The organism is Nocardia sp. NPDC004260 (genome assembly GCF_053603155.1).
In genome coordinates this window covers 1-22,612 of the sequence record NZ_JBSGEZ010000049.1, presented here as the reverse complement: position 1 = coordinate 22,612, position 22,612 = coordinate 1, and the positions used below count along the sequence as shown (strand labels likewise).

Genomic DNA, 22,612 nt, shown 5'->3' with positions numbered 1-22,612 from the left:
GGTCGAGCTTTGTCACGACAGCCGTCGAGGCACGAATTCGAACGCCGTCGACGGCACCGGCACTCCGTATGTCCGCAGCTGGTGTGCCCTGGTGAGCACGGCCGCACCCTCGAGCAGGTTGCGGGCGACCTGCACGACATCACGTTGCGCGGGGTCGGCGAGAAAGCTGCCGGCCGCCCAATTGTTGAAGGCGCCGACCGCCGGTCCGCACCACAGTTGGTAATCGGTGCGCCTGGAACTTTCGCCCTCGATCGCCCACCAGCTGGCCTTGCCGAGGTACCAGCGGAAAACCAGAGCCATGCGATGTTTCGGATCGGCTTCGGCACGGGCGACCTCGGTGGCATCCCGGTCGAGCCAGTAGCGGCGGGTCCGGGCCCAGATTTCGGCCAGGGGCGCCCGGAATATCGTGCGTTCCAGCTTGTCCCGCTCCGGCCCGGGAATCGCCTCTAGTGATTCGACATCCCGGTAGAGCTCGTAGAGCAGGTTGGCGCGGGTGCCGAACAGCGTGCCGCGGCGCAACACCTGCACCTTGATCCCGAGTTCGAACATGTCCGACGCCGGCGCCATGATCACGTCCGCGACGTCCGCCTGAGCCAGCAATTCCTTGGCCGCCGCGGACACGCCCGCTTCGACGCAGGTCTGGTTCACCGATCCGGTGACCACGTAGGCGGCACCGGCCGCGAACGCTGCCGCCACGCTGTGCGGAGTGCCCAGGCCACCGGCAACACCGATCCGTACCGATCGGCTGTATCCGGCCTGCTCGGTCACCCGCGCCGCGAGCGCAAGCATCCGCGGTAGCAGCGCTACCAGCGGCCGGTTGTCGGTGTGCCCTCCGCTGTCCGCCTCGACAGTCAGGTCCTCGGCCACCGGGACATGCGCGGCCAGCGCCGCCTCGTCGGCGGTGAGCCGGCCCTGGGCACACAGCATCTCCAGCATGGCCCGGGGTGCCGGCGACAGGAACTTCTCGGCGACCTCCGGCCGGGAGACCTTGGCGAATATGTGCCGAGGGCGGACGATACGGCCGTCCCGGTCCACCCGCAGACCGCTCGCGGCCAGTTGCACCACCGGCGGGGTCAATTCCATGAATGCGGAGGCGGATACGGCGCGGACATTCGCACCGATGAGCAGGTCCGCCATGTCTTGTTCCCAGCCGGGGTGCTGTGGCGCGTGAATGAGGTTCACTCCCCAGTTCGTCCGGCCGCCCAATTTCGCCCGGACCGTTGCGATCGCCTGCTCCACCCGGGTCACCGGCAGACCGGCCGCGCCGAAGAAGCCGAGCATGTCGGCCTTGCCCATCGCGATGACGAGTTCCGTGGTGGCGATGCCATTGGCCATTTCGCCGGCCACATAGGGAAAGCGGGTGCCGTGCAGTTCGCCGAACGACCGGTCGCCCAACCATTCGGGGTACAGCGGTGGCAGGGTCGCGAGCACTCGGTGCCGGGTGGGATCGCCCGTCACCGCGGTGATCCCACCGTTGTCCTGGGATACGACGTGGACCTGCTCCCGAATCCGCCGCACGACCTCGGCGAGCGGCTCGGCGACGGTCACGGCGTCGTCCCCGCCGATGCACGGCCACCGGGAAGCACGTGGCGTAGGGCGTCCGCCAGATCGCCCACTCGGCTCTCAGAGAGAATGGTGAAGTGGTTGCCGGGCACGTCCACGATCCGGAACCTGCCGGTTGCCACCGTGTCCCAGCCCTGGGTGCGATCACCGAGCGGCACTCTCGGTCCCCGGGCCGGGCCGAATACGATCGGAAATTCTCCGTGTGCCCGCAGTAGGGTGACAGGCAGATCGGACTCAGGCGGCCGGTAGCGGACGTTCGCCTCCAGATTCGCTTGGTACACCCGCAGGATGAACTGCAGCTGACGACGGGCGCTGACGGTGCTGCCGCTGGTCAACTGCCGGCATACCGCGTCGCGGCGCTGCTCCAGCGACAGATCCGGATCCAGGACCAGCTCGTGGCCCGAAGCCCCGGCTGCCGCCCGCAACATCGCCGCCAGCTCGTCCAGCGCGGCGCGCTCGTCCCAGGGCGGTGTGGGTTGACCGGCCAGCGGAACATAGGTGTCGATGAGTACGACCTCGCCGACCTCCTCGCCGGCGGCACGCAGCCGCCCGGCGACCTCATAGGCGATCATCCCGCCGAGTGAATACCCGCCGACCAGATAGGGCCCGTGCGGTTGCGTCGCGCGGATGTCCAGGAGGTAGCGCTCAGCGAGTGCCTCGACCGTGTTGAGCGTCGGCTCGGATCCGTCATGACCGGGTGCCTGCAGTGCGGTGAACGGACACCATGGGCCGAGAGCGCTGGCCAGGGTCCGGAACTGGTAGGCGATGCCGTTCACTCCGGGTATGCAGAAGAAAGGGCGTGGCGGTGTCAGCGGAACTGCCAAGGGCGGGAGCGGCGCCGTGGCGGATGCGGTGCTCGGAGTGTCGGGCCCTACCTGCGCCAGCCGATTCACAACACTCTCGATCGTCGGGTTCTCCAGCAGGATCGTAGGGTGGATGCGAAGGCCGAGCCACGCCGATAGGTCCAGGTGCATCGCGGCGACGGCCAATGAATCGAGTGGGAAGTCGTCGAGGACGGCTTGCGGGCCGATCTCGTTCTCCGCCAAATCGAACTCCCTGGCCAACCGGCTGATCAGCCAAGCATTGATCTCCGCGACGGTACGACCGGGGACGGGGGACCGGTGGTCATCCGTACCGGGCGCGTCGTCGATTTCGCCCTCGGCGAAGTGTCCGGCGACCACGTCGCGCGCATGGGCGATCGTGGTTTCGATCATCTCGAAGCCGAGCAGCCCGCCGACGTGGTAGGTCCGGCGACGTCCCTGCCGCTCCTCGAGCTTGTCGTAGACGCCTTCGGCGAGGTCCTTGCTCGCGAAGTGCGGAAAATACGGCCAGTGCCGCACGAGCAGGACCTCGGTCAGCTCGCCGCCGAACGCGACCACATCGTCACGTAGGTTCGCCACGATGTCGTCGGTGGTGAGACCGTCGGCACCGTAGGAGTAACAGACGTACACGTCGGTCTCGGCGTAGCGGTGATGGAACGAGACACAGTGCCCTGGTCCGGGGAGGGCGTCTCCGGACCGCACGGTGTAATGCCCGTTACGGGGCAACCCGGTGATCCGGCACAGCACGGTATAGAAATCCAGTCGCCGGATCTTCAGGGCAAGCGCGCGCTCGGCCAGCGACATGTCCAGGACACCATCGAGCCGGTCGAGGGGGACGGACAGCACAAGGTCATCGGCGTGGACGGTGTGGCCGTCGGCGAGGTGCACGGCCACCCGGTCACCGCTGCGGTCGATAGCAGTGATCTCGACGCCGGTCCGCACGTCGGCCAGCTTCGCCGCGACACGCTCCCACAGCGCACCGAGGCCACCGGAAATGGTGAAAGCGTTCGCGTGCCGGGTGCGGGTCGGCTCGGTGGACAGCTGGCTTACCGTCTCCGATACCTTGAGAAAGTACAGGGCAGGCAGGTCGTCGGCGAGATAGCCATATCCGGCCGAGGTGTACACGGCCCCGAGCGACGCGGCCATCGTCTCGAGATCGTTGTCCCGCAACCAGTCCCGCGCCGGCTGCGACAGCGCTCGGGCGGAGTGCGCAAGCCCTGGACGACCGATGTCGGGAAAGCTCTCGGCGCGCAACCGCATGTACCGCCCGACGATGTCGCGGGTGGCGAACGCCGTCTTGGGCATCGCGGTCGTAAAGGTCTGCGCATCGAAGATATGCGGCGGAATGATGTCCTCGGTCGCCAGCCCGAACTCGTCGGCCAGGTCGATGAAGTGTTCGTAGCGGTCGTTGCACAGGTGCGCGCCGAGATCGTAGGCACGCCCGTCGACCTGCACCGAGACCGACTTGCCGCCCGCGACCGCCTCCCGTTCGAGGACTACCACGGTATGCCCGAGCCGCTCAAGTTCGTTCGCGGCGACGAGCCCACCCGGCCCCGCGCCGATCACACAGACCGTCCGGCGGCCGTTGGCGGGGAGCGGCTCAGTCGTAGGCGGCGCGCTCGAACCCGTGGGATCGGGCCGGAAGGTGCGTGCGGCGTATCCCGCACGATAGACCAGGGCGCGGGCGTGGTTCATGGACGCGGCCTCGAAGGGGGACCGAGCGAGCGCGATGCCGAGCCCTTCCGGTGCGTCCGCGGGATCGAACGGCAGTTCCGCGGCGGGATCCCCATCGCACACCAGATTCAAACGAATCTCGCCGATCGTCCGGAAAGGATGCGAGGCCACCGGCCATTCGGAGGATGGTGACAGCGCAGCCTGGTTCGCCGCGGTGTCGTCACCGAGTGGGTGCAGTTGGATCTGGAACAGCCCACGCAGGGTGTTCTCCGTTGCCGCCTTGCGAATCTCGTCACGTAGCAGCGTCGACGAACGTCGGTCGCCCGACTCCCGCATCAGCCGCTCGATGGGAGGCACCACCCATCCTCGAGGGGTGTGGTGGCCGACATCGGGCAGATTCTGCTCGGGCACCAGTCGGTAACGCACCAGCCAAGGACGTCCAGTGCCATCGACAAACTGTTGCGGCACTTGCGAGTTGAGGTGGTAGCGATGGTAGGGGTGCGGGTCCCGGATCGCGTCCAGCGCCGGTTCCACTGCGCCCGGGGTGGCGCGGACGAGTTCTTCACGCGCGGCGTCGTCGCGGAGCATGAAGAATTTCATGAAGGTCCATGCATTCGGGGCGAATACGCGGTAACCGGTATTGAACGTCAGATTGAATGGCGAACCACCCGATCCGTCCGGATCGAACCACCGCAGCGACAGCCCGCGAATTCCGGGCGCGAGATCGTCGTTGGACACGCCATTGCTGTACCGCGCCAGGATCGGGTACCGCTTCCCGTCGGCAAAGAACGGGTGCACTGGCACACCGGGCGAGTCGAAGAAGTCGATGTGTCCGCGAACGACAATGCCCGGTGCGTGAAAGACCCGCGTACGGGTGAGTTTCCCCATCGCTGTCAACTGGGCGAAATCCGTAAGCAGTTGGTGGAAGTCGTCGTCGATGTCGTGGAGCCGGTCATCGTGCGCACCGGTGGAGAAGATCAGGCCGCTGCTCATTGCATCGCCGTTCCGGAAAGTCGACGTTCGCTCTCCTGCCGCAAGAACTCCGCACGGCATACGGCCCGGCGTACCTTGCCACTGGTCGTCTTCAGCACCAGTCCCGTGCCGACCAGGACTTCGTAACAGGCGATTCCGTGGTCGTCACGAACCTCGCGGCGGACCGCACGACGGATCTCGGTGGCGGTGGCCGGGTCGAGTTCGGTGCCGGTGGTCTCGGCAAGGATGATCAGCCGCTCGCCCGAGGTTGTGCCCGGCAGTGGCGGCACCGAGAAGGCGGCGATCCCACCGGCACGAATGCGGGGGTGGGCGCTGCGAACGCTGTCCTCGATGTCCTGCGGCGCATAGTTGCGGCCGTGGATGATGACAAGGTCCTTGAGCCGGCCGGTGACGAAAAGTTCACCCTCGCGGAGAAAGCCGAGATCGCCGGTGCGCAGGTAGTGCCGCGGGTCACCGTCGCCGACGACGGCGTGGAACGTGTCGCGAGTTTCCTTCTCGCGCAACCAGTATCCACGTGCTTTGGTTCGAGAGTCGACCCAGATCTCACCGATCTCGCCCGGTGCGCACGGTTGGCCGGTCTCCGGGTCGACGATGCGGACACTCGCATCGGGCTTAGTGGCCCAGCCGCTGCCGTAGAAGACGGCGGGTTCACGTGTCGAACCGGCGGCAGCCGGCACCGCGCGGCCCTGCTCGAGCTGATCACGGTCGAAGGCCACGGCGCCACCACTGCCGACGGTGACGCTGAGAGTATGCTCGGCAAGTCCGTAGCCGGGGTGGAAAGCCTGCCGTGAGGCCCCGGTGCCGTCGAATGTCGCGAAGAACGTGTCGACGGTTGACGGCTGGACACTTTCTCCCGCCGAGCCGAACCTCCGTACCGAACTGAGGTCCCAGGCGGCGCGTTGTTCGGGAGTCGTCTTGCGGACCATCAGGTCGTAGGCGAAGTTCGGTGCTGTGGTGTGCGTTCCGCCGACCCGGGAGAGCACATCGAACCACACGGCCGGGCGCTGCAGGAAGCTGAGCGGTGAGATCAGGTAGGTCCGGCGGGCATTGCCGACCAGGGTGTTGAGCAGGACGCAGACCAGTCCCAGATCGTGAAAATGCGGCAGCCAGCTGACCGCGATGGTGTCGTCGCCGAGCTCGAAGTCGGCGGCGAGAGCGGTGAGTTCGTGGTGGATATTGCGGTGGGTAACCACCACGCCCTTTGGAAAACCCGTCGAGCCGGACGTGTACTGCAGGAACGCTGGTTCATTCAGATCGGCGGGCTCGTACCAGGGAGACTCGTCGGGTTGACTTGTGCCGTCCGGCACTAGCCACGGCAACTCCGGCCACTGTGGTACCTGCGTGGGAAGCGGCACCGCGCGCACCGCGTCGCGATAGTCGCCATGCGTCAGAATCGCTCGCGCACCACAGTTTTCCGCGATCGCCGATACCGCATCGACCTCTTTCGCGAGTTTGAACGGGTTCGGCGGCGGGAGCGGCACGGGCACCACTCCGGCGGCCAGACAGCCGAGAAACGCGATGATGAAATCCAATGACGGCAGATGTAGCAGCAACACCCGATCGCCGGGGTTGATACCGGCCTCCTGCAGAATTGCTCGAATGTGCTGAGCGCGGTCCGCGAGCGCGGCGACGGTGAGATGGTCAGTGTCTTTGCCGTGCTCGTCGGCGAAGACGAACAACTTGCGCTGGGGATCCGTGGAATGAAGAGCGGTAAAGGCAGAGACGACGGATAGTTCACGGTCCATCGTGCATGTCCTTAAGTTAGGCGACCCGACATACTCGCTCAGCACAAGCCGACCGCGCGGCATCAAGTTAGCGCGCTGTTCGCGGAGGGCTGTTGCCATGGGTGGGAATCGGCGACTTCGAAGACCTACCGTCTGCAACTTCGGGCCTAGGCGGTGTCTCGAAGTAGGTGTCGAGGTCATAGCCATTGGTCGATGGCGGCGATCTGGATGACGGCGAGGTAGCGGGTGGCGAGTTTCTCGTAGCGGGTGGCGACGTCGCGGTGTTGTTCGAGGCGGTTGATGCCACGTTCGATGGTGTTGCGGTGCCGGTAGATCTCACGGTCGAACGCCGGTGGTCGCGCCGCCGTTGCGGCGGTGTCCGGCTTGATCGGCCGGGACCGGGATCGTGGCGGGGATGCCACGCCCGCGCAGGTAGGCGCGATTGGCGGCCGAGGAATACGCCTTGTCCGCCAGTACCCGGTCCGGACGCACGCGTGCTCGGCCGCGACCGAGGCGCGGTACCCGGATGCTGTCGAGGACCGCGGCGAATTGCGGGCTGTCACCGGCTTGACCGGCGGTGAGCAGCATAGACAACGGTCGCAGGCCGTGTTCGCAGGCCAGGTGCAGTTTGGTGCCCCACCCGCCTCGGGATCGCCCGAGTGCGTGATCGGCGGGTTCGGCGCGGTGCCCGCCGGGCGGTTCGACCTGGCGGTCGCCGTGGCGGCGGGCAACGGCGGCGTGGGGCATCTACTTCAGGACCAGCCCCATGACGGGCAACTGCTCCAGCGGGGGCGCAGGGTTCGCCCAGCTCACCGGCGACTCTCGCACGTCAGACGCATTCCATCACCTGAATGGTGACTGGTATTGGTTCTGCCTCGACAGTGCTGGCGGCGGAGTGACAGTGCCAGACCGCCCCATCGGAAGATCGCGGTAGCCAACAACCAGAGAACACCGTGGACCCACGCCACCAGCACCCGAATCAGTCTCCGCAGCTTGACAGTTAGCAGAATCGGAGGTCTCCGATTTTCCTAACTGGCAATTTGTCGGGTCTTCGGTGCTTGTTGGGCCCCACCCCATCGAGCAGGCCGAGGGTGCGCTGATGCTGATCCCGGGTAGCCGTGGCATTGGTTCGAAACCGGACGAAACCGGACTTCGGATCCCTTGCCGAAGAGCCGTCGCCAGAGGCTTACTGAATATGTAGCGGTCGCCGCAGAAGATCGACATCCGTTGCAAGGTAATATCTTTCACTACATTCGGCTTGGAGTCGAACCATGGCAGCTGTACTCACCTCCCTCACACCCAATTCCGGCCCAGCGACGACTTTCAGCACTGTGGTGATCGCCGGCTCCGGGTTCAGCAATGTCGGTCCTTTGACCGTGCGCTTCGGTACGAAGGCGACCACGTTCACCATCGACTCCGACACCCAGATCACGGCCATCTCCCCAACGGGAACAGGCACGGTGGACGTCACCGTCCAAGTGGAGCTGGACGGCATCAGCAACGCACTGCCCTTCACCTATGTCTGACCGCGTGTGTGGTCGCGGCCGGACAGCTCGAGCAGCGCCAGGTGCTGGGCGAGCACCGGCCACGTGTCGGCGTCGCTCACGCCCGGGGCGAGTCGTTCGGCGGCGGCGGTGACCTCGGCGCGGCGGTCGGCGCCGGGCGGGTTTCGGCGATGTGGCCCCAGCGCGTGCAGGTAGGCGTCGACAGCGGGGCCGAGCACCCCAGGCGTCCCATCGTCAGGACCCCACACCGAACCGAAGGAAGCGATCATCGCTGCGCTCGAGCGGTTTCGGCGAACAGCCCGAGCAGCCCGCTCCTGCCGCCGCCCCGTCCGAGACAACGGTGTCGTGAATGGCCTCGCCGTCGGCGAGTCGGTCGATGTGGCGGTGTTCGAGTCCGACGCCGGTCTGTGCCAGGCCGAGATCCCTCCATCCGCAAGGTGGTCCGAACACTCCGGCAGACCGAACCGTCCAGGCAGCTTTCGGGCCGCAGGTCAGCCGCTGCGCAATCCGAAAAGTTCACGCGGAACGGACGTGCTTACCACGGGTCTGGCTGGCACAGTACTGCAACGACACTCGGGTGAGTCGGTGTAAATCTGGGGTGTGGTGTTGGTCGCGGTGTGGCCGAGTTGGATTCGTTGATGACCGGGGCGGGCGTCCGGTTCACTCGGGCCGAACCCTGGATGCGGGCGCGGGAGTATGTGTCGGGGCTGGTCGCGGGGTTGGAACGCAAGAACGGGTGGACTCTGGCCGAGCGGGCTGGTGAGTCCGGGCCGCAGGGGATGCAGCGGTTGCTGCGGCGGGCGGACTGGGATGTCGACGGGGTTGGTGACGATGTTCGTGGCTATGTCGTGGATCGTCTCGGCGCCCCCGATGCGGTGCTGGTCGCGGATGAGACCGGGTTCCTGAAGGAGGGAGTGCGCTCGGCCGGGGTGCAACGGCAGTACTCGGGCACGGCCGGGCGGACGGAGAACTGCCGGATCGGGGTGTTCCTCGCCTATGCCTCGCCGCGTGGGCATGCGCTGATCGACCGAGAACTTATCTACCCGAGTCCTGGACCAGCGACCGCGACCGCTGCCGGGCCGCCGGGATCGGTGACGAGATCGGGTTCGCCACGAAACCGCGGCAGGTGATCGCGACGCTGCAGCGAGCCCTCGATGCCGGGATGCCGTTCGCGTGGTTCACCGCCGACGAAGCCAACGGCCAGGCCGGTTACCTGCGTGACTGGCTCGAATCCCGGGACGGGGCCTACGTGCTGGCTACCCGCTGCGACCAGCGGGTGGCCACCCGCGCCGACCGTAACGCCCGGGTCGAGGAACTGATGGCCGAGCTGCCGGGCACGCTCGTGGCAGCGACTGCCGGCCGCCTGCTCGTCGCGCTGGTCCTGCCCCGTCACTACGATCCCGGCCACGTCTGGGCCTGGATGCCTGCCAGCGGTGCATCGGCCGCGACGGCGGGGGAAAGGTCTTTCTCGCGCACGTCCAGGGAGACACCCGCGGCTCGCAGTCGCTGTAGTTCCGGACGCAGGCGGGTCAGGTGCGCGACGAGGGAGGCGGCGACCTTCGGCCCGATGTCTTCCACCGCCACGAGCCGTTCATACCCTGCGTCGGCGACCTCCTCGAGGGAGCGGAATCCCGCTCGGGCCAGGCGTGCGGCGGTGCCGTCGGAGGCCACTCGATATCTGGCACAACGGCGATTGGAGCATCCCGTGGACCGACTGGCTCCGCGGTGGCGCCCACACCTGATGCGAACGAGCAAGGGTCGCGGAACTCGGTCCCGGAAGCTGGGCTGAGCAGTTTCGGCCACGCGGCTTCGGGCACCACTCGTTCGACGGGAGTTCCGGCGCCCGGTGTGAAGCGAGGCGGACGTGTGTGAGCGAGGCAGGCCCATGACGACAGAGCACGGTGCGGCGAAACGGCACGAGGACAAGCGAGCCGACCCGGCGAATACCAGGGATCACCCTGGGTCGCGGGTCGATGCGACCGATGCCGGAGCCAGGCCGGATCTGGACCGCGACGAGCCCGACAGCCCAGCCGACCTGTCGAAACCCTCCCTGGTCGCGGTCGTCAAGCGTGCGGCCGAAGAGTTTCAGCGCGACAACCTCACCGATCTGGCCGCCGCCCTCACCTACTACGCGGTGTTGTCGATCGTGCCCGGCCTGATCGTCCTGGTTTCCCTGCTGGGCCTGCTCGGCCCGAACGCCGCAGCCGAACTGGTCGACCAGGTGCGGCAGATCGCGCCGGGTTCGAGCGCGGATTTCGTGCGCACCCTCGTCGACCAAGCGCAGGCGAACAAGCACGGCGCAGGCTTGGGCGCGATCGTCGGTCTCGCCGTCGCGCTGTGGTCCGCCTCAGGGTATGTGGCGGCCTTCATGCGCGCCTCCAACGTCATCTACGGCATCGGCGAGGGCAGGCCGATCTGGAAGACCACACCCATCCGGCTCGGCGTCACGATCGTGGCGATGATCCTGCTCGTCCTCAGCGCCGCCATTGTGGTGGCGAGCGGGCCGGTCGCCCAGCAGATCGGCGACTTCCTCGGCTTGGGCGACACTACGGTGACCATCTGGAACATCGCCAAATGGCCCGTGCTGTTCGTCCTGGTGTCGGCGCTGCTGGCCATCCTGTTCTGGGCCAGCCCGAACGCCCGCCAAGGCGGCATCAAGTGGATCAGCCCCGGCGGGGTGATCGCCGTCCTCATCTGGCTGGTCATCTCGGTGCTGTTCTCCGTCTACATCGCCAACTTCTCCTCCTACGACAAGACCTACGGCTCCCTCGCCGGGGTGGTGATCTTCCTGGTGTGGCTTTGGCTGACCAATATCGCGCTGCTGCTCGGAGCCGAGATCAACGCCGAGCTCGACCACGGCAGGGCCATCGCCCAGGGGCTCCCCGAAGATTTGCAGCCCTTCGCCGTTCCGCGTGACACGCGCAAACTCGACGACGCGGAGAAGCAGAAGGTCCGAGCCGCGGAATCCGCGCGGGAATGACCCGACGATTTCAACCGTGAAAGAGGTGATTTTTTGCGATGGCCAAGGTTCTCTTCGTGGTGACCGGCGCGAGCTACTGGACTCTCAAAGACGGCACTCGGCACCCCACCGGGTATTGGGCAGAGGAGTTCGCCGCCCCCTACAGCGCCCTCCGTGACGCAGGGCATGAAATCGTGGTGGCGACTCCAGGCGGAGTGGTGCCGCACGTCGACGTGATGAGCCTGCGGCCATCGATGGCGGGCAATGAAGAAATCGCCCGCCACCTGGAGGAAATCCTGCGCTCGGCCGAAGAGCTGCGCAGGCCGATCGAAGTGGCCGATGCGCGCTTGCCGGATTACGACGCCGTGTACTACCCCGGCGGCCACGGACCCATGGAGGATCTGTGGAAGGACGCCGACTCCGGGAGGCTGTTGACTGCGGCCCTCGCCTCGGGCAAGCCGCTGGCCATCGTCTGCCACGCGCCGGTGGCGATTCTGGCGACACGGCGCAACGGTGTGTCACCTTTCGCCGGATACCGAATGACCGCGTATACCAATGACGAGGAGGATGCCGTCGGGTTGCGTGAAAAGGCTTTCTGGACAGTGGAGGACGTATTGGTCGAACTCGGCGTCGACTTCACCCGCGGGGAGATCTGGAAGCCGTACACCGTCGTCGACCGTAATTTGTTCACCGGACAGAACCCTGCCTCGGCGGCACCGCTGGCTGAAGAGATCTTGAAAGTTCTCGACTGACCACCGGCGAGGCGACGACGCCCGGCATCAGCGACCGGTGGAGTCGGATCGCTCACCACGGTAGTCGGTCGTTTCGGCGACCGGCCGCGGCGCGTCCGTTGTCAATCATGTGACGCAGGGCTTGGGGTGTGAGCAGCATTGCGTCAGATCTGTGGCAGATCGTTGCGCGGTCGGCTTGCCAGATTGTTGACGCAAGGTGGTTCGTTCCTCAACTGCGTCGACCGCACCTGTTGCCACCCTCTTACTCGGGGCCGTATCCGGTATCGCAAAGGTCCGAGGTGCATGCGGCGGCAGGGTTGACTGCGTCGGCGGTTGCCGGGCGTTTGGTCGCGGTCAGCGTGTCAGGAAGGCACGCAGTGCGGTTATCAGCGCGGCCGGATTGTCCTCCTGGACGTTGTGCCCGGCGTCCGGTACGACCACAAGCTCCCCGTCCGGAATGCGCTCGACCAGCCGTTCGGCGGCGGCTCGAGAAAGTGCCCTGCTGCGTCCGCCGCGCACCAACAGCACCGGCACTCCGCTCAGCTGAGCGGCCAGCCGATCGATGGCGGCGAGAATAGCGGGGAAATCGGGTGGACTCGGATCGGCCTTCGGCACCCAATCGCCATCGGGCGCCCGGCGAAACAGTGTGCTCATGCGGTAGGCGACTGCCGCGCGGTTGGCGCGAGGATTGACCGCATGGCGGCATCGACCACCGTCTGGAGTTCGCGCACCGGACCGAGCCCGGTGATGAATGCTCGCATTCGCTGGGTGCTGTCGAAGTCCACGCCGGGGGCGACATCGATGAGTGCCAGCCGGTCGACTCGGTCTGGCCACGCGTCAGCGACGTGCGCGGCGACCACGCCGCCGAGGGACATTCCGACCAGACCGACCCGATCGAAGCCGAGGTGGTCGGCCGTGGCGACGACGTCGGCCGCCAGGGTGTCGATGCTGTAGTCGTCGGACCAGCCACTGTCACCGTGCCCGCGCAGATCCAGCGCGACCAGCCGGGCATCGCCGCGCAGGCCGAGGCAGACGAAATCCCATGTGTGCGCGGTCAATCTGCCGCCGTGCAGCAGCAGTACCGGGGATCGGGTTCCGCCCCAGTCCAATCCGTGTAGCAGGCAGCCCGCATGGGAGAGTTGAATCTCACGGGGCGGCGTCGAATCGTGGATCGAGACGCCCAGTGTCACCGCCAGCTCGGTCATCGACGGAATCGTGGATTGTCCGTGCACGACGCCACCTCCTTACCTTGAGCATCCAAGGTAGGCAATATTACCTCGACTAGTCAAGGTAATATTGCTGGGTGGCTGTCCGAGTACGACGTACACCCGATGACGCCAAGCGGATGATCCTGGAGGCGGCGAGCAGGCTACTGGCCGCAGGTGGACTGGCCGCGGTGCAGGTGCGTGCGGTCGCCGCCGAGATCGGCGTGTCCGATGCCGCGGTCAACCATCACTTCGGCACGCGGGACCAACTGCTGGAGGCGTTGCTACGATTCGGCGGGACCAAACTGAAGACCGAACTGCACGCCGTTGTGGGCGCGTGGACCGACAGCCCGATCGACCCCGCCGAGTTGGTGCACGCGCTGTCGGCACTCTACGCCGACGGTTATGCCGAACTGGCGCTCGCGCTGCACCGGTCCGGTTGGCGGGATACCGGCAGCGGGCTGCTCGATGAGGTGGTGGACCGGCTGCACGGCCAGGCGTGTGAGGGCTGCGCGGCCAGCGGGAGAACGCCGCCACTGCGCGAGACGATCCAGCTGACCGTGGCCGCATTGCACCAGGCTGTTGCGATGGAGCCGTTGTTCGGCGATGAATTCCGCCGCAGTGTCGGCCTGGGCGCGGCCGCGCGGGATCAGATGCTCGACTGGTGGATCGAGACCCTGCGCACGACCGTTGCCGGAGAGCAAGGGCCGACGCCTCGCCCCGGGAAGAATGTGTAACCGGATTTTCTGTACCGGAACAAGTTTCAGTGGCGTAGAGGTGTACGTACCTGGTCCCGTGTGGGCCGTCGATGATGAGTGGGGCATCGCGGTCGAACGACCGCTGAAGCGCCGCGCACTCGCGCAACTCCCTTCGCCCGGGGGCGCTGACCGGTCGGCCCGCCATGGGCAGTTATCCGTTGCCGGTTGAGGGACGCGGGTCATGCGTGGTGAGCGGGACCGCGTCAAGTGTGTGGCAGAGCGTTAGGCGGGGTCTTGTGCTGGTCTATTGGCGCAAGTCAGTGTTTCGACGCCCTCTGGTGGGTCTATTCGCTGGAGCTTGGTCCAGCCGTTCCAGCCGCGCTTCTTCAGTAGCTCGGTCAGTCGACGGGCCGGCGGCCAAGTATCGAACGCCAGCGTGTCCAGCAGTTTGACCAACGGTGGCTCGATCTCGGGATCATTGAGATAGTCTTCGCCGTGTTCGTCGGCTATCTGCGTGATATACGAGGTCATCTTGTCGGCCAACTCGACGAGGTTTCGGTCGTCGGCCTGTTCCAGAGCCTGGCTCAGCGTGAGATAGAAGTCGATGAGCTGCGGGTCTGCGATCTGTTTCCGCTTGCGCGTGATCCACTCTGGGACGCGTTCCGGCGAACGCGCGACCAGCGGGATCCAGCCGTCGCGTTCGACCTGGACGATCCGCTCGTCGACTCCGAGTGCCCGCAGCTGGTCGAGAAACTCGACCAGCTCCGAAGGCAGCGCCAGGTTGTCGCCGGCAGCGAGGCGGGCGATTCGTTTACGTAGCCGCTGCCGCTGCCGAATTTCTGCCCGCAGCTGCTTGTCGATGTCTGCGACCGCCGACGCGAACTTCTCTGTGTCGGCCTGTAGGAGTTCCCGGACGCGCGCCAGCGGAACTCCGGCCTCGGCGAGCGTCCGGATTCTGATCAGCTCGACCACGGTAGCTGCGTCGTACCTGCGATAACCGGAGTGGTCGCGCTCCGGCTCCGGCAGCAGTCCTTTGGCGTGGTAGTGCCGCACCGCTCGTACTGTCACTCCGGCGTAGGCGGCCACCTCGCTGATTGTCAGCACCGGACCAGTCTCCTTGATCTGGGAACTGTTACGAAGTTGCCTGGCAGGCTGGGCCCTGTGTGTCCTGGATGATCCGGGCGATCTCCTGGGCATGGGTGACGAGCAGCCCGTGACCGGCGTCGAGCCACGTTGTGGAGATGTGCGGCTGGTCGCGGACCAGCCGGTCGATACCGGCCTGCCAGTTTTGATTGCGCCATGGTGCACGCCCTTCGCCGCTGTCGCCGGCCATCGACGTCGACATGATCATGCTGATCGGACAGTTGATCTTCCGATACCGGTCGAGGATTGCAGACCGCACCCTATCCACCTCGAGATTCAGGTCGAGGATTTGCTGTGCGGTGAGCATCACTTGACGCGGGGTGCCTTTGGCACCCTCGGTCCATGTCGCGAGGCCGTCGAACATTGCACGGAACTCCGGCAGGTCGGCCTCGGTGATGAATGGTTCGGGCACCGGGTTCGCCCCGTCGATGAGAACCATCCCAGCGGCGGTGCCGGGATACTCGCAGGCATAGTGCACGACCAGGTCCGCACCCATCGAGTGGCCGACGAGTACGGGCGGCGAGGGCAGGTCGAGGTGTCCCACCTCCGCCATCACAGCGGCGAAATCGCCCAGGAATACTTCGAAGGAGTACCGGTCGGTGGCCGAGGAGAGGCCATGACCTCGCAGGTCGAAGGTCACCACGTCATGATCGCGCCGCAGCAGATCGGTCAGCTCGTGCAGATCGGCTTGTGTCGTAAGGAGCCCGGGGCAGAGGACCAGCGGTCGTCCCCGACCGCCGCGGGACACCGCAATCGTGACACCGTCGTGGCGGACCATGAAGTGATCGGTTTTCGCAGTCATGCCGATCATGCTGAGGGGTTGACCCTGCGTCAGGGTCAACAGCTGAAGCGTGGTGTCGTCCGTGCGTCCCTGACCAGGGCTCCGAGCAACCGACAGCCACAGCAGTGCCGGTCAGCACTCGGGGCCGGTGGCCGGTTCCTGGTCGGTTTCGGTGATGTTGGTGAGTATGACGGCGGTGAAGCGGTAGAGGTCTTCGCGCAGGGTTTGCGCGGAGTAGGCGCGAACAGCGAAGCGGTCCAGGCGGATGCGAGCGTCCTGGTCTGCGGCGAGCCAGTCGTTGATGAACTGGAGCAGTTCGGCGAGTTCGGTGGCATCGCCGATTCGGATGCTGCTGTCGGACATCCGGATAACCCCGAATCATGGTATGACCAGGTAAGTCCAGACGAATATCGGCATCACCTGGGTATTGTGGGCGGTGGTCAGGATCAGGGCTCGGGGGCCGGCTTGGTCGAAAAGTCCCCATGTTGGTCGGTCCATGTTCTCTGGTTCAGCGGTGTGTGGTGAGCATTCCGGGCGGTACTGCTGTGGAATGGGTGCGGTAGAACTCGAGGTGGGCTCGGGCCGTTCGGTCCCAGCTGAACAGGGCGGCGAGGGCTTTGCCGTGCTCGATGCGGCACGGGTCGGGAACCAACGCTCGCGCGAGTTCTGCGGCCAGCTCGGCGGGAGTGGCCGCGTAGCTGATGGCCTCGCCGAATACCTCGCGCAGCACCGGGAGATCGCGTGCTACGACTGGGACTCCGGCGGCTAGGGCTTCCATGGCGGCGAGCCCGAATCCCTCTTTGGTGGAGAAGAACGGGAGGAGGGTCGACGCCGCCACGAGTGCGGGGAGTTCGGTGTGTGGGACGGTGCCGAGGATGGTGGGGCGGATGTCGAGTTCGGTTGCGCGAGCATTGAACTGGGTTCGGTAGTCGCGGTAGTCGAAGAGTGTTTCGCCGCCTGCGAAGACGAGGTGCAGGTCTGGATGATCGTGCCGTAGCAGGGCGAACGCCTCGAGCAGGTCGATGCTGCCTTTGCGGGGTTCGATGCCGCCGACGGCCACGATGTACCGGCCGAGTCGGCGTCGCCAGGCGGCGCGGGCATCCGTGGCGTCGGGAGAGTCATCTGCGGCGGCCGCGAAGCGGTCGTAGTCGACGCCATTGGGAATCACGGTGGGGCGCAACCCCCAACCGGCCTGAACTTCGGCCGCGACGGCGGCCGACACGCAGATGTGTGCGTAAGGCTCGACGATGGCGCGTTCATGGCAGCGGGCGCGTTCGGGGGTGGTGAAGTTGTCGAGGTGGTGGATGGTGCGGATGCGGCAGTCGACGGCGTTGGCGCTGATGCAGTCCTGTGCGTGCACGATGTCGTAGTCCTCGGGAGTGAACGCCTGCCGCAGTACGTCTATGGAGCGCATGATTCGCGTCCCGACCGGTTCGCCGTCGGCACTGGTGAAGGGAACGACGCGAACTGTCACGGAGGAATCCACGGGGCGGAAGAAGGCGGCATCCCCGCCACGTCCGAGTGTCCATACGGTGACATCCGCGCCGAGCCGGGCGAGCGACTCGGCGAGATTGAGCGTATGCACGACCCCTCCACGGGGTTTGGTGGAGTACGTGAGAAGTGCGATCCGCATCAGTAGCCGCTCTTTTCGGTCATCAAGTTGTGGTAGGCGTCGACACGGCGTTCGTCCAGGTGCCGCAGGACGCGCCGGGCTCGCTCGACCTCGGCATCGATGTCGAGCTCCGCCACCGCGAGGCCGCCCTTGGACCAGGTTTTGGCGAGGATGTCACCGCCGGGGCCGACCACTTTGGCTTGGCCGAGGAAACGCAGGTTGCCGGTGATTCCGGTTTGATTGGACGATGCGAGAACAACCTGGTTCTCGGCGGCGCGGGCCTGGTCGTAGAGGTCGAAGAGGCGGGATTGCCGATCGTTGGGCATGCGGGAGGCGCGATCGGTGACGCTGGCGGGCCAGGCCGACAGCGCCGCGATGGTGCGGGCACCGTCGAGAGCGAGAGCTCGCGCGGATTCCGGGAACGTCTTGTCGTAGTCGATGAGCATGCCGATCCGGCCGACCGGGGTATCAAAAGCCGCGAAGCGATCTCCGGCCGCATACGCGAGGTGTTCGCCTGCCGGCTGGTGTACTTTGCGGTGGCGGCCGAGCACCCCGTCGCCGGTGAGGCACACTGCGGCGTTGTAGCGGGCGCCGTCTGCATGTTCGGCATAGCCGACGCAGATCGTCATATCCCCGGCCAACCGGCACAACAGCCGGAACTCGGGTCCATCGGGGTCGATGGCCTCAGGCCCGGCGGCTGGATCCGGGTTGCGGAGGTCTCCGATGTAGCCGCCGAGGCTCGCATCGGGTAGCACGAGCAGATCGACGCCGTCCTGGGTGAGCCGGTCGATGATACCGGCGATCTTGTCCAGAGCCCGGGCGATGTCTGCGCCGAAATGCGCTGCGACAGCGGCTATTCGGGTGACGGTCATGAGTCCGCCTCAGGCCGCCGCGGTGGTGCGGGCGATGGCGGTGATCTGCCCGGCGAGGTGCTCGGCGTCGCGGGCGATGGCGGCGAAGCGGCCCGAGCCCCAGGTGTGCAGCCAGGGCAGCCCGAGAAAGTACAGACCGGGCGTGGTCGTGACGCCGCGGTTGTGGCACGGGTGACCCTCGCCGTCGAAGACGCCGACGCGCAGCCACCGGTAGTCGGTGCGGAACCCGACCGACCACACTATCGACGTGATATTGCTCGCCGACAGATCGAGTTCGGTGATCTCGCGCTGCGGACGCCACACCGGGCGGTACCGCGGTTCGGTGGGCGCATCGATACCAGCACGGGCGATATAGGTGTCGATGGAGTCCTTGATGCTCTCGGCGACGGCGTCGGCGGCATCGAGGTCCCGCTCCAGCGACGGCTCGAAGTACGCTGTGCCGTCGGCGACATCGACCATCCTGCCGTAGAGCGCCATCCCCTCGACCGCGAATTGGCGCAGGTCGATATCGCGGCCGCCGTCTCGACCGGTGACGTAGTGGTTGGTGTTCTCCCGCTTGCCCAGCCCACCCGGCTGATCTTCGATCGGGATGTCGTAGTGGCCCATGTCCTCCAGCCATGCGACGCAATCGCGGCCCCTGTAGAAGCGGGCGACGCGGGGCGCGGTCCCGACCGCGAGATGTACCCGCCGACCCTCCAGATGGAGGTCCTCGGCGATCTGTGCTCCTGATTGGCCGGTACCGACGATGAGGACAGCGCCGTCGGGCAGGTCCGCAGGGCTGCGGTATTCGGCGGAGTGGAGTTGCTGGATCGAGCTCGGCATCCGCTCGGCGAAGCGAGGCACGATCGGCGTGTGGTAACCGCCTACTGCGACCACCACCTGATCGGAATGCATTGGGCCCGAGGTTGTCTGGATGTCGAAGCCGCCGTCGACCGACACCGTGACCGCGGTGACGGCGACGTGTTCGCGAACCGGCGTATCGAAGGTGTCGGCATAGGCGCGGACCCATGTGTAGACCTCATCGCGTTTCATGAAGCCGTGCGGGTCGGGTCCGTTGTAACTGTAGCCGGGCAGCACGCACTGCCAGTTGGGAGTGACGAGAGTGAAGTTGTCCCAGCGGGTGTCGCGCCACTCATGGGCGATGGTGTCGCGCTCGAGGACGACATGGTCGATGCCGCGAGTGGTCAGATGCCAGCTGATCGAGAGCCCGGCCTGTCCCGCGCCTACCACGACGACGTCACGGTGTTCCACGGTGGTACCCGAGTCTGTATGGGACGTCACGGTTTTCCTCCGGTATTTGCCGCCTCGACCGACGGCGGAGTCATCGACAGCACGCGTACCGTGCCCTGTGATGTGCGGGCCTGTGCTGCGTTTGCTTCGATGGCGTACAGGGTCTGCATGGCGGAGGTGCAGTAGAAGCCGAACTTCTCGCGCACCCGCTCGGCCGCGCTGTTCAAAGCGCTCGAGGCACGGGTCAGGAAGTCGTCGATCGGATAGTCGACGCCGGTGGCCAGATGATCATGGATCACCAGCGAGGGCGAATAGCAGGACTGGACATTGCCGTCCGGCCAGCGGATGTCGAATGTCACCTCAGGCATGGATCGCCTCCAGCTCTTCGGGCACCGCGGGCTGCCCGACCACGCCATGGCGGGCGACGACGCTGTGGTAGAGCTCGGGGCGTCGGTCGCGCAGGTTGTACATGCCGCCGCCGCGTGCCAATTCGAGTGCGTGATCGACGTCGACGGTCGCGGTGGCGAGACCGGGTTCGGTACCGGTGGTGGCGAGCAGGTCGCCGCCGGGGCCGACGATCTTGGCGCTGCACACGAAGCGCAACGAGCCGAACGTCCCGGCCTGGTTCGACGCGACCCACACCACCTGGTTCTCGACTGCGCGAGCGCGGTCGAAGATATCGAAGCGCTGGGTCCAGCGGTCGTCTTCGAGTCGTTCGGTGGTGGCGGTGCGGGCGGTGGGCCATGCCGAGAGCGAGGTGATGATCTCCGCGCCGTCCAGTGCCAGCGCTCGTGCGGCTTCGGGGAATGCCTTGTCGTAGCAGATCTGCATGCCCATGCGGCCGACCGGGGTGTCGAAGGCGCGATATTCGGATCCGGCAGCGTAGCAGAGGTTTTCGCCGAGCGGCTGATGTACCTTGCGGTAGGAGCCCAGAACCCCGTCGCCGGTGAGTGTCGCGGCGGCGTTGTAGCGGAGATCGCCATCGGCTTCGCAGAATCCGAGAGTGACGACGAGTTCACCCGCCATCGCCGCGATGCGGCGCAGTTCCGGGCCGTCCAGGGTGAGCGCCGGCGGCAGGCTGCGTAGACGGCGCTGCTTGGCCTCCTCGCTCTCCCCACCGCCGCCCAGGCTGGACAGATAGCCGCCCAGGCAGGCCTCGGGCAGCACCAGTAGTCGGCTACCGCGTTGCTGCGCCTGTTCGATCAGCGAGCCGATGGTGGCGTAACACGCCTCCATGTCGCGCCCGAATTCGGCGGCGGCCACGGAGATCGATAGTTCGGTCATGAGTGTCCCAATCCGGTTACCGCGCTGTCGAGCGCGTGAGTGACTTCTCCGTCAGGCCAGCGCAGCCGCACGCCGGGAGTCGCGGTGAGCACGCCACACACGGCGGTCGTCGCCGGGCCTACCGGGGTGACGGGGGCGCCGGGGCGATCGGCGGTGAGCATCGCGGCGAGATCGTTGAGGTTGACCAGTGCCGCACACCATCCGGCCCATTCCGGGTCCCGTTCGACCATGGAAGGCAGGATCGCGTCGCACGCGGCGACCAGGTCGCAGCCCGGGACCGGTGCGCCGTCATCGCCTCGGAATCCGGCGCCGCCCAGTGTCATCGGTGTATCGCTCAACTCGGACAGCGCTTGCCCGAGCATTGCCTTGGTGGTTCGCGCCAGCCGCTCGATTCGGTCGATCGGCCAGCGCATCTTCAGGTGCGGTGAATCTGCCACGGTGGTTTCGGCGAGCGCTGTCCACCCGAGTTGGGAGAACAGCGACCGGTAGCGGGTTTGCACGGTGGCCTCGAACCGAAGAACGTTATGGGTTTCGGCATAAGCGCACGCCGCTTGCACGAGTGCGCGGCCCACACCACGGGTGCGACGCCCGCAGTCCACCACCAATCGACTGCCGGTCCACCACCCGAGGTCTTCGGCCGTGGCCGGTGCCAGGCGCACTCCGCCCAGCAGGGCTCCGTCCGGGGCGATCGCGACCAGGATCTGGGCCCGGGGGTCGTCGTCGATGTCGTCGGCGTCGCTGCCTGCGAACATGCCCTGCTCTGTAACGAAGTTCTGTCGGCGCAATGCGCGATAGACGGCGACATGTCGGGTATCGGCGAGCTGGATGAGGAATCCGCCTGCGGGGTCGGCCGGGGACGGATATCCGGAAAGGACGCAGTAATCCGGCGATGAAGCACGTACCCCGGACAGTTCGTCGATCCAGGATCGCGGTGCGGCCGTCGGTTCGGTCGTCGTCATCTCAGCCTCCCGCGGTCTGCAGCACACTGCACGCCCCACACGCCGCGCATCCGGCCTTCTGGTCCGTGCCGAGCATGTCGGCCCGACGTAGCTCCGCTGCCACGCGCCGGGTCACGTCCTGGAGGACCGCCGCGCTCGGCGCGCTCGCACCGTCGACGTCGACGGCCAGGGTTCCCGCGAGCGGCCGGAACGGCACCACGAACGGGTACACGCCCATGGCGATGAGTTCCGCCGCACCCGAGACCAATTCGTCCGGGTCTTCGCCCAGACCGACGAGTAGATAGGTGGAGACCTGGTTACGGCCGAACACTCGCACTGCTTCGGCCCAGGCTGCCCGGTAGTCGGACAGCGGCACGGTGGACTTTCCCGGCATCCATCGAGCACGCACTCGGTCGTCGAGTGACTCGACGTGGATGCCGATCGCATCGGCTCCCGCGTCGCGTAGCTCGCTCAAAGTCGCCAGGTCGCCGGGGGGCTCGCACTGCACCTGGATCGGCAGGGTCGGCACCGCTTGCTTGACGGCTCGCACACAGCGGGCGAGGTGCCTTGCACCACGGTCTTTTCCGGCCGAGGTGCCGGTGGTCATCACCAGCTGCTGGATACGTCCGGTATCGCTTTGCGCAATGTGCACCGGGGCGTCCATCTGATCAAACCGAGCGTGCGGGAACTCGGCGACTACGCCGGGCATCCGCTGCTCGACCGCCCCGAGCAGTTGGCGCAAGCCCGCCGCCTCATCACCGCCGGAATGACGGAGATCGTGCTGCTGTCCCTCGGCGCCGCCGGCGCCCTTGTGGTGACGCGGGAATCGCACGAATGGTTCGCGCCGATCCCGGCGCGGGTGCGCAGCGGTATCGGGGC

21 protein-coding genes and 3 pseudogenes are annotated in these 22,612 nt (G+C 66.4%); 6 read left to right on the top strand and 18 right to left on the bottom strand.

Going from position 1 to position 22,612, the window contains the following annotated elements:
• Positions 1-12 precede the first annotated feature (12 nt).
• From ACWEO7_RS25785 to ACWEO7_RS25770, 4 genes and pseudogenes are all read right to left on the bottom strand, one after another.
• The gene (locus ACWEO7_RS25785; RefSeq protein WP_452426838.1) at positions 13-1,548 is read right to left on the bottom strand and encodes a PfaD family polyunsaturated fatty acid/polyketide biosynthesis protein; all 1,536 of its coding nucleotides are present in this window, start codon (positions 1,546-1,548) and stop codon (positions 13-15) included.
• Positions 1,545-5,051, bottom strand: a complete 3,507-nt coding sequence (locus ACWEO7_RS25780; RefSeq protein ID WP_452426836.1) for an alpha/beta fold hydrolase — start codon at positions 5,049-5,051, stop codon at positions 1,545-1,547. The genes ACWEO7_RS25785 and ACWEO7_RS25780 overlap by 4 nt, the downstream gene beginning before the upstream one ends.
• The gene (locus ACWEO7_RS25775; protein WP_452426834.1) at positions 5,048-6,895 is read right to left on the bottom strand and encodes a fatty acyl-AMP ligase; all 1,848 of its coding nucleotides are present in this window, start codon (positions 6,893-6,895) and stop codon (positions 5,048-5,050) included. The genes ACWEO7_RS25780 and ACWEO7_RS25775 overlap by 4 nt, the downstream gene beginning before the upstream one ends.
• A gap of 77 nt (positions 6,896-6,972) precedes the next feature.
• A pseudogene (locus ACWEO7_RS25770) lies at positions 6,973-7,516 on the bottom strand (IS5 family transposase); the annotation flags it as partial.
• A 530-nt stretch (positions 7,517-8,046) separates the two neighbouring features.
• Here ACWEO7_RS25770 and ACWEO7_RS25765 point away from each other — a divergent pair.
• Positions 8,047-8,301 (top strand): IPT/TIG domain-containing protein, encoded by a 255-nt coding sequence (locus ACWEO7_RS25765; RefSeq protein WP_452426832.1) that lies wholly within the window; start codon positions 8,047-8,049, stop codon positions 8,299-8,301.
• Here the strand turns inward: ACWEO7_RS25765 and ACWEO7_RS25760 are convergent.
• Entirely contained in the window at positions 8,292-8,549 is a 258-nt protein-coding gene (locus tag ACWEO7_RS25760; protein ID WP_452426830.1) for a hypothetical protein, read from the bottom strand. The two genes, ACWEO7_RS25765 and ACWEO7_RS25760, sit on opposite strands and share 10 nt — an antisense overlap.
• Positions 8,550-8,918: 369 nt before the next feature.
• Here ACWEO7_RS25760 and ACWEO7_RS25755 point away from each other — a divergent pair.
• Positions 8,919-9,505, top strand: a pseudogene (locus tag ACWEO7_RS25755) (IS701 family transposase); the annotation flags it as partial.
• 167 nt (positions 9,506-9,672) lie between these two features.
• On the opposite strand, the gene ACWEO7_RS25750 reads toward ACWEO7_RS25755, so the two are convergent.
• Entirely contained in the window at positions 9,673-9,951 is a 279-nt protein-coding gene (locus ACWEO7_RS25750; protein ID WP_452426886.1) for a helix-hairpin-helix domain-containing protein, read from the bottom strand.
• Between the two features lie 214 nt (positions 9,952-10,165).
• On the opposite strand from ACWEO7_RS25750, the gene ACWEO7_RS25745 reads away from it, so the two are divergent.
• A complete protein-coding gene (locus ACWEO7_RS25745) occupies positions 10,166-11,260 on the top strand; it encodes a YihY/virulence factor BrkB family protein (RefSeq protein WP_452426828.1) in 1,095 nt (364 codons plus the stop codon).
• A 38-nt stretch (positions 11,261-11,298) separates the two neighbouring features.
• Positions 11,299-11,991 (top strand): type 1 glutamine amidotransferase domain-containing protein, encoded by a 693-nt coding sequence (locus ACWEO7_RS25740; RefSeq protein WP_452426826.1) that lies wholly within the window; start codon positions 11,299-11,301, stop codon positions 11,989-11,991.
• 333 nt (positions 11,992-12,324) lie between these two features.
• Here ACWEO7_RS25740 and ACWEO7_RS25735 read toward each other — a convergent pair whose 3' ends face one another.
• Complete coding sequence (locus tag ACWEO7_RS25735) at positions 12,325-12,624, bottom strand: alpha/beta fold hydrolase (RefSeq protein WP_452426824.1); 300 nt, start codon at positions 12,622-12,624, stop codon at positions 12,325-12,327.
• Positions 12,621-13,202, bottom strand: coding sequence for an alpha/beta fold hydrolase (locus tag ACWEO7_RS25730; protein WP_452426822.1), 582 nt, complete (start codon positions 13,200-13,202; stop codon positions 12,621-12,623). The genes ACWEO7_RS25735 and ACWEO7_RS25730 overlap by 4 nt, the downstream gene beginning before the upstream one ends.
• Positions 13,203-13,273: 71 nt before the next feature.
• On the opposite strand from ACWEO7_RS25730, the gene ACWEO7_RS25725 reads away from it, so the two are divergent.
• A complete protein-coding gene (locus ACWEO7_RS25725; RefSeq protein ID WP_452426820.1) occupies positions 13,274-13,912 on the top strand; it encodes a TetR/AcrR family transcriptional regulator in 639 nt (212 codons plus the stop codon).
• Positions 13,913-14,155: 243 nt separating this feature from the next.
• Here ACWEO7_RS25725 and ACWEO7_RS25720 read toward each other — a convergent pair whose 3' ends face one another.
• The 10 genes and pseudogenes from ACWEO7_RS25720 to ACWEO7_RS25675 form a co-directional block, all read right to left on the bottom strand.
• The gene (locus ACWEO7_RS25720) at positions 14,156-14,977 is read right to left on the bottom strand and encodes a MerR family transcriptional regulator (protein ID WP_452426818.1); all 822 of its coding nucleotides are present in this window, start codon (positions 14,975-14,977) and stop codon (positions 14,156-14,158) included.
• A 28-nt stretch (positions 14,978-15,005) separates the two neighbouring features.
• Positions 15,006-15,818 carry an alpha/beta fold hydrolase gene (locus tag ACWEO7_RS25715; protein WP_452426816.1) on the bottom strand — a complete coding sequence of 271 codons (813 nt, stop codon included), beginning with the start codon at positions 15,816-15,818 and terminating at the stop codon, positions 15,006-15,008.
• A 111-nt stretch (positions 15,819-15,929) separates the two neighbouring features.
• Complete coding sequence (locus ACWEO7_RS25710; protein ID WP_452426814.1) at positions 15,930-16,160, bottom strand: hypothetical protein; 231 nt, start codon at positions 16,158-16,160, stop codon at positions 15,930-15,932.
• A gap of 145 nt (positions 16,161-16,305) precedes the next feature.
• Positions 16,306-17,430, bottom strand: a complete 1,125-nt coding sequence (locus ACWEO7_RS25705; RefSeq protein WP_452426812.1) for an MSMEG_0565 family glycosyltransferase — start codon at positions 17,428-17,430, stop codon at positions 16,306-16,308.
• Positions 17,430-18,281, bottom strand: a complete 852-nt coding sequence (locus ACWEO7_RS25700) for a carbon-nitrogen hydrolase family protein (protein ID WP_452426810.1) — start codon at positions 18,279-18,281, stop codon at positions 17,430-17,432. Before ACWEO7_RS25700 ends, ACWEO7_RS25705 begins: the two co-directional genes overlap by 1 nt.
• Before the next feature lie 9 nt (positions 18,282-18,290).
• Positions 18,291-19,562 carry an MSMEG_0569 family flavin-dependent oxidoreductase gene (locus ACWEO7_RS25695; protein WP_452426808.1) on the bottom strand — a complete coding sequence of 424 codons (1,272 nt, stop codon included), beginning with the start codon at positions 19,560-19,562 and terminating at the stop codon, positions 18,291-18,293.
• Complete coding sequence (locus ACWEO7_RS25690) at positions 19,559-19,879, bottom strand: MSMEG_0570 family nitrogen starvation response protein (RefSeq protein ID WP_452426806.1); 321 nt, start codon at positions 19,877-19,879, stop codon at positions 19,559-19,561. The genes ACWEO7_RS25695 and ACWEO7_RS25690 overlap by 4 nt, the downstream gene beginning before the upstream one ends.
• Positions 19,872-20,795, bottom strand: coding sequence for a carbon-nitrogen hydrolase family protein (locus tag ACWEO7_RS25685; protein WP_452426804.1), 924 nt, complete (start codon positions 20,793-20,795; stop codon positions 19,872-19,874). Before ACWEO7_RS25685 ends, ACWEO7_RS25690 begins: the two co-directional genes overlap by 8 nt.
• Positions 20,792-21,754: an MSMEG_0567/Sll0786 family nitrogen starvation N-acetyltransferase gene (locus ACWEO7_RS25680; RefSeq protein WP_452426802.1), complete on the bottom strand. Its 963-nt coding sequence runs from the start codon at positions 21,752-21,754 to the stop codon at positions 20,792-20,794. Before ACWEO7_RS25680 ends, ACWEO7_RS25685 begins: the two co-directional genes overlap by 4 nt.
• Before the next feature lies 1 nt (position 21,755).
• Positions 21,756-22,355 (bottom strand): annotated as a pseudogene (locus tag ACWEO7_RS25675) (MSMEG_0568 family radical SAM protein); the annotation flags it as partial.
• Positions 22,356-22,379: 24 nt separating this feature from the next.
• Between ACWEO7_RS25675 and ACWEO7_RS25670 the strand changes: the two are divergent.
• The coding region (locus ACWEO7_RS25670; RefSeq protein WP_452426885.1) for a PfkB family carbohydrate kinase at positions 22,380-22,612 on the top strand (233 nt) is incomplete at its 3' end.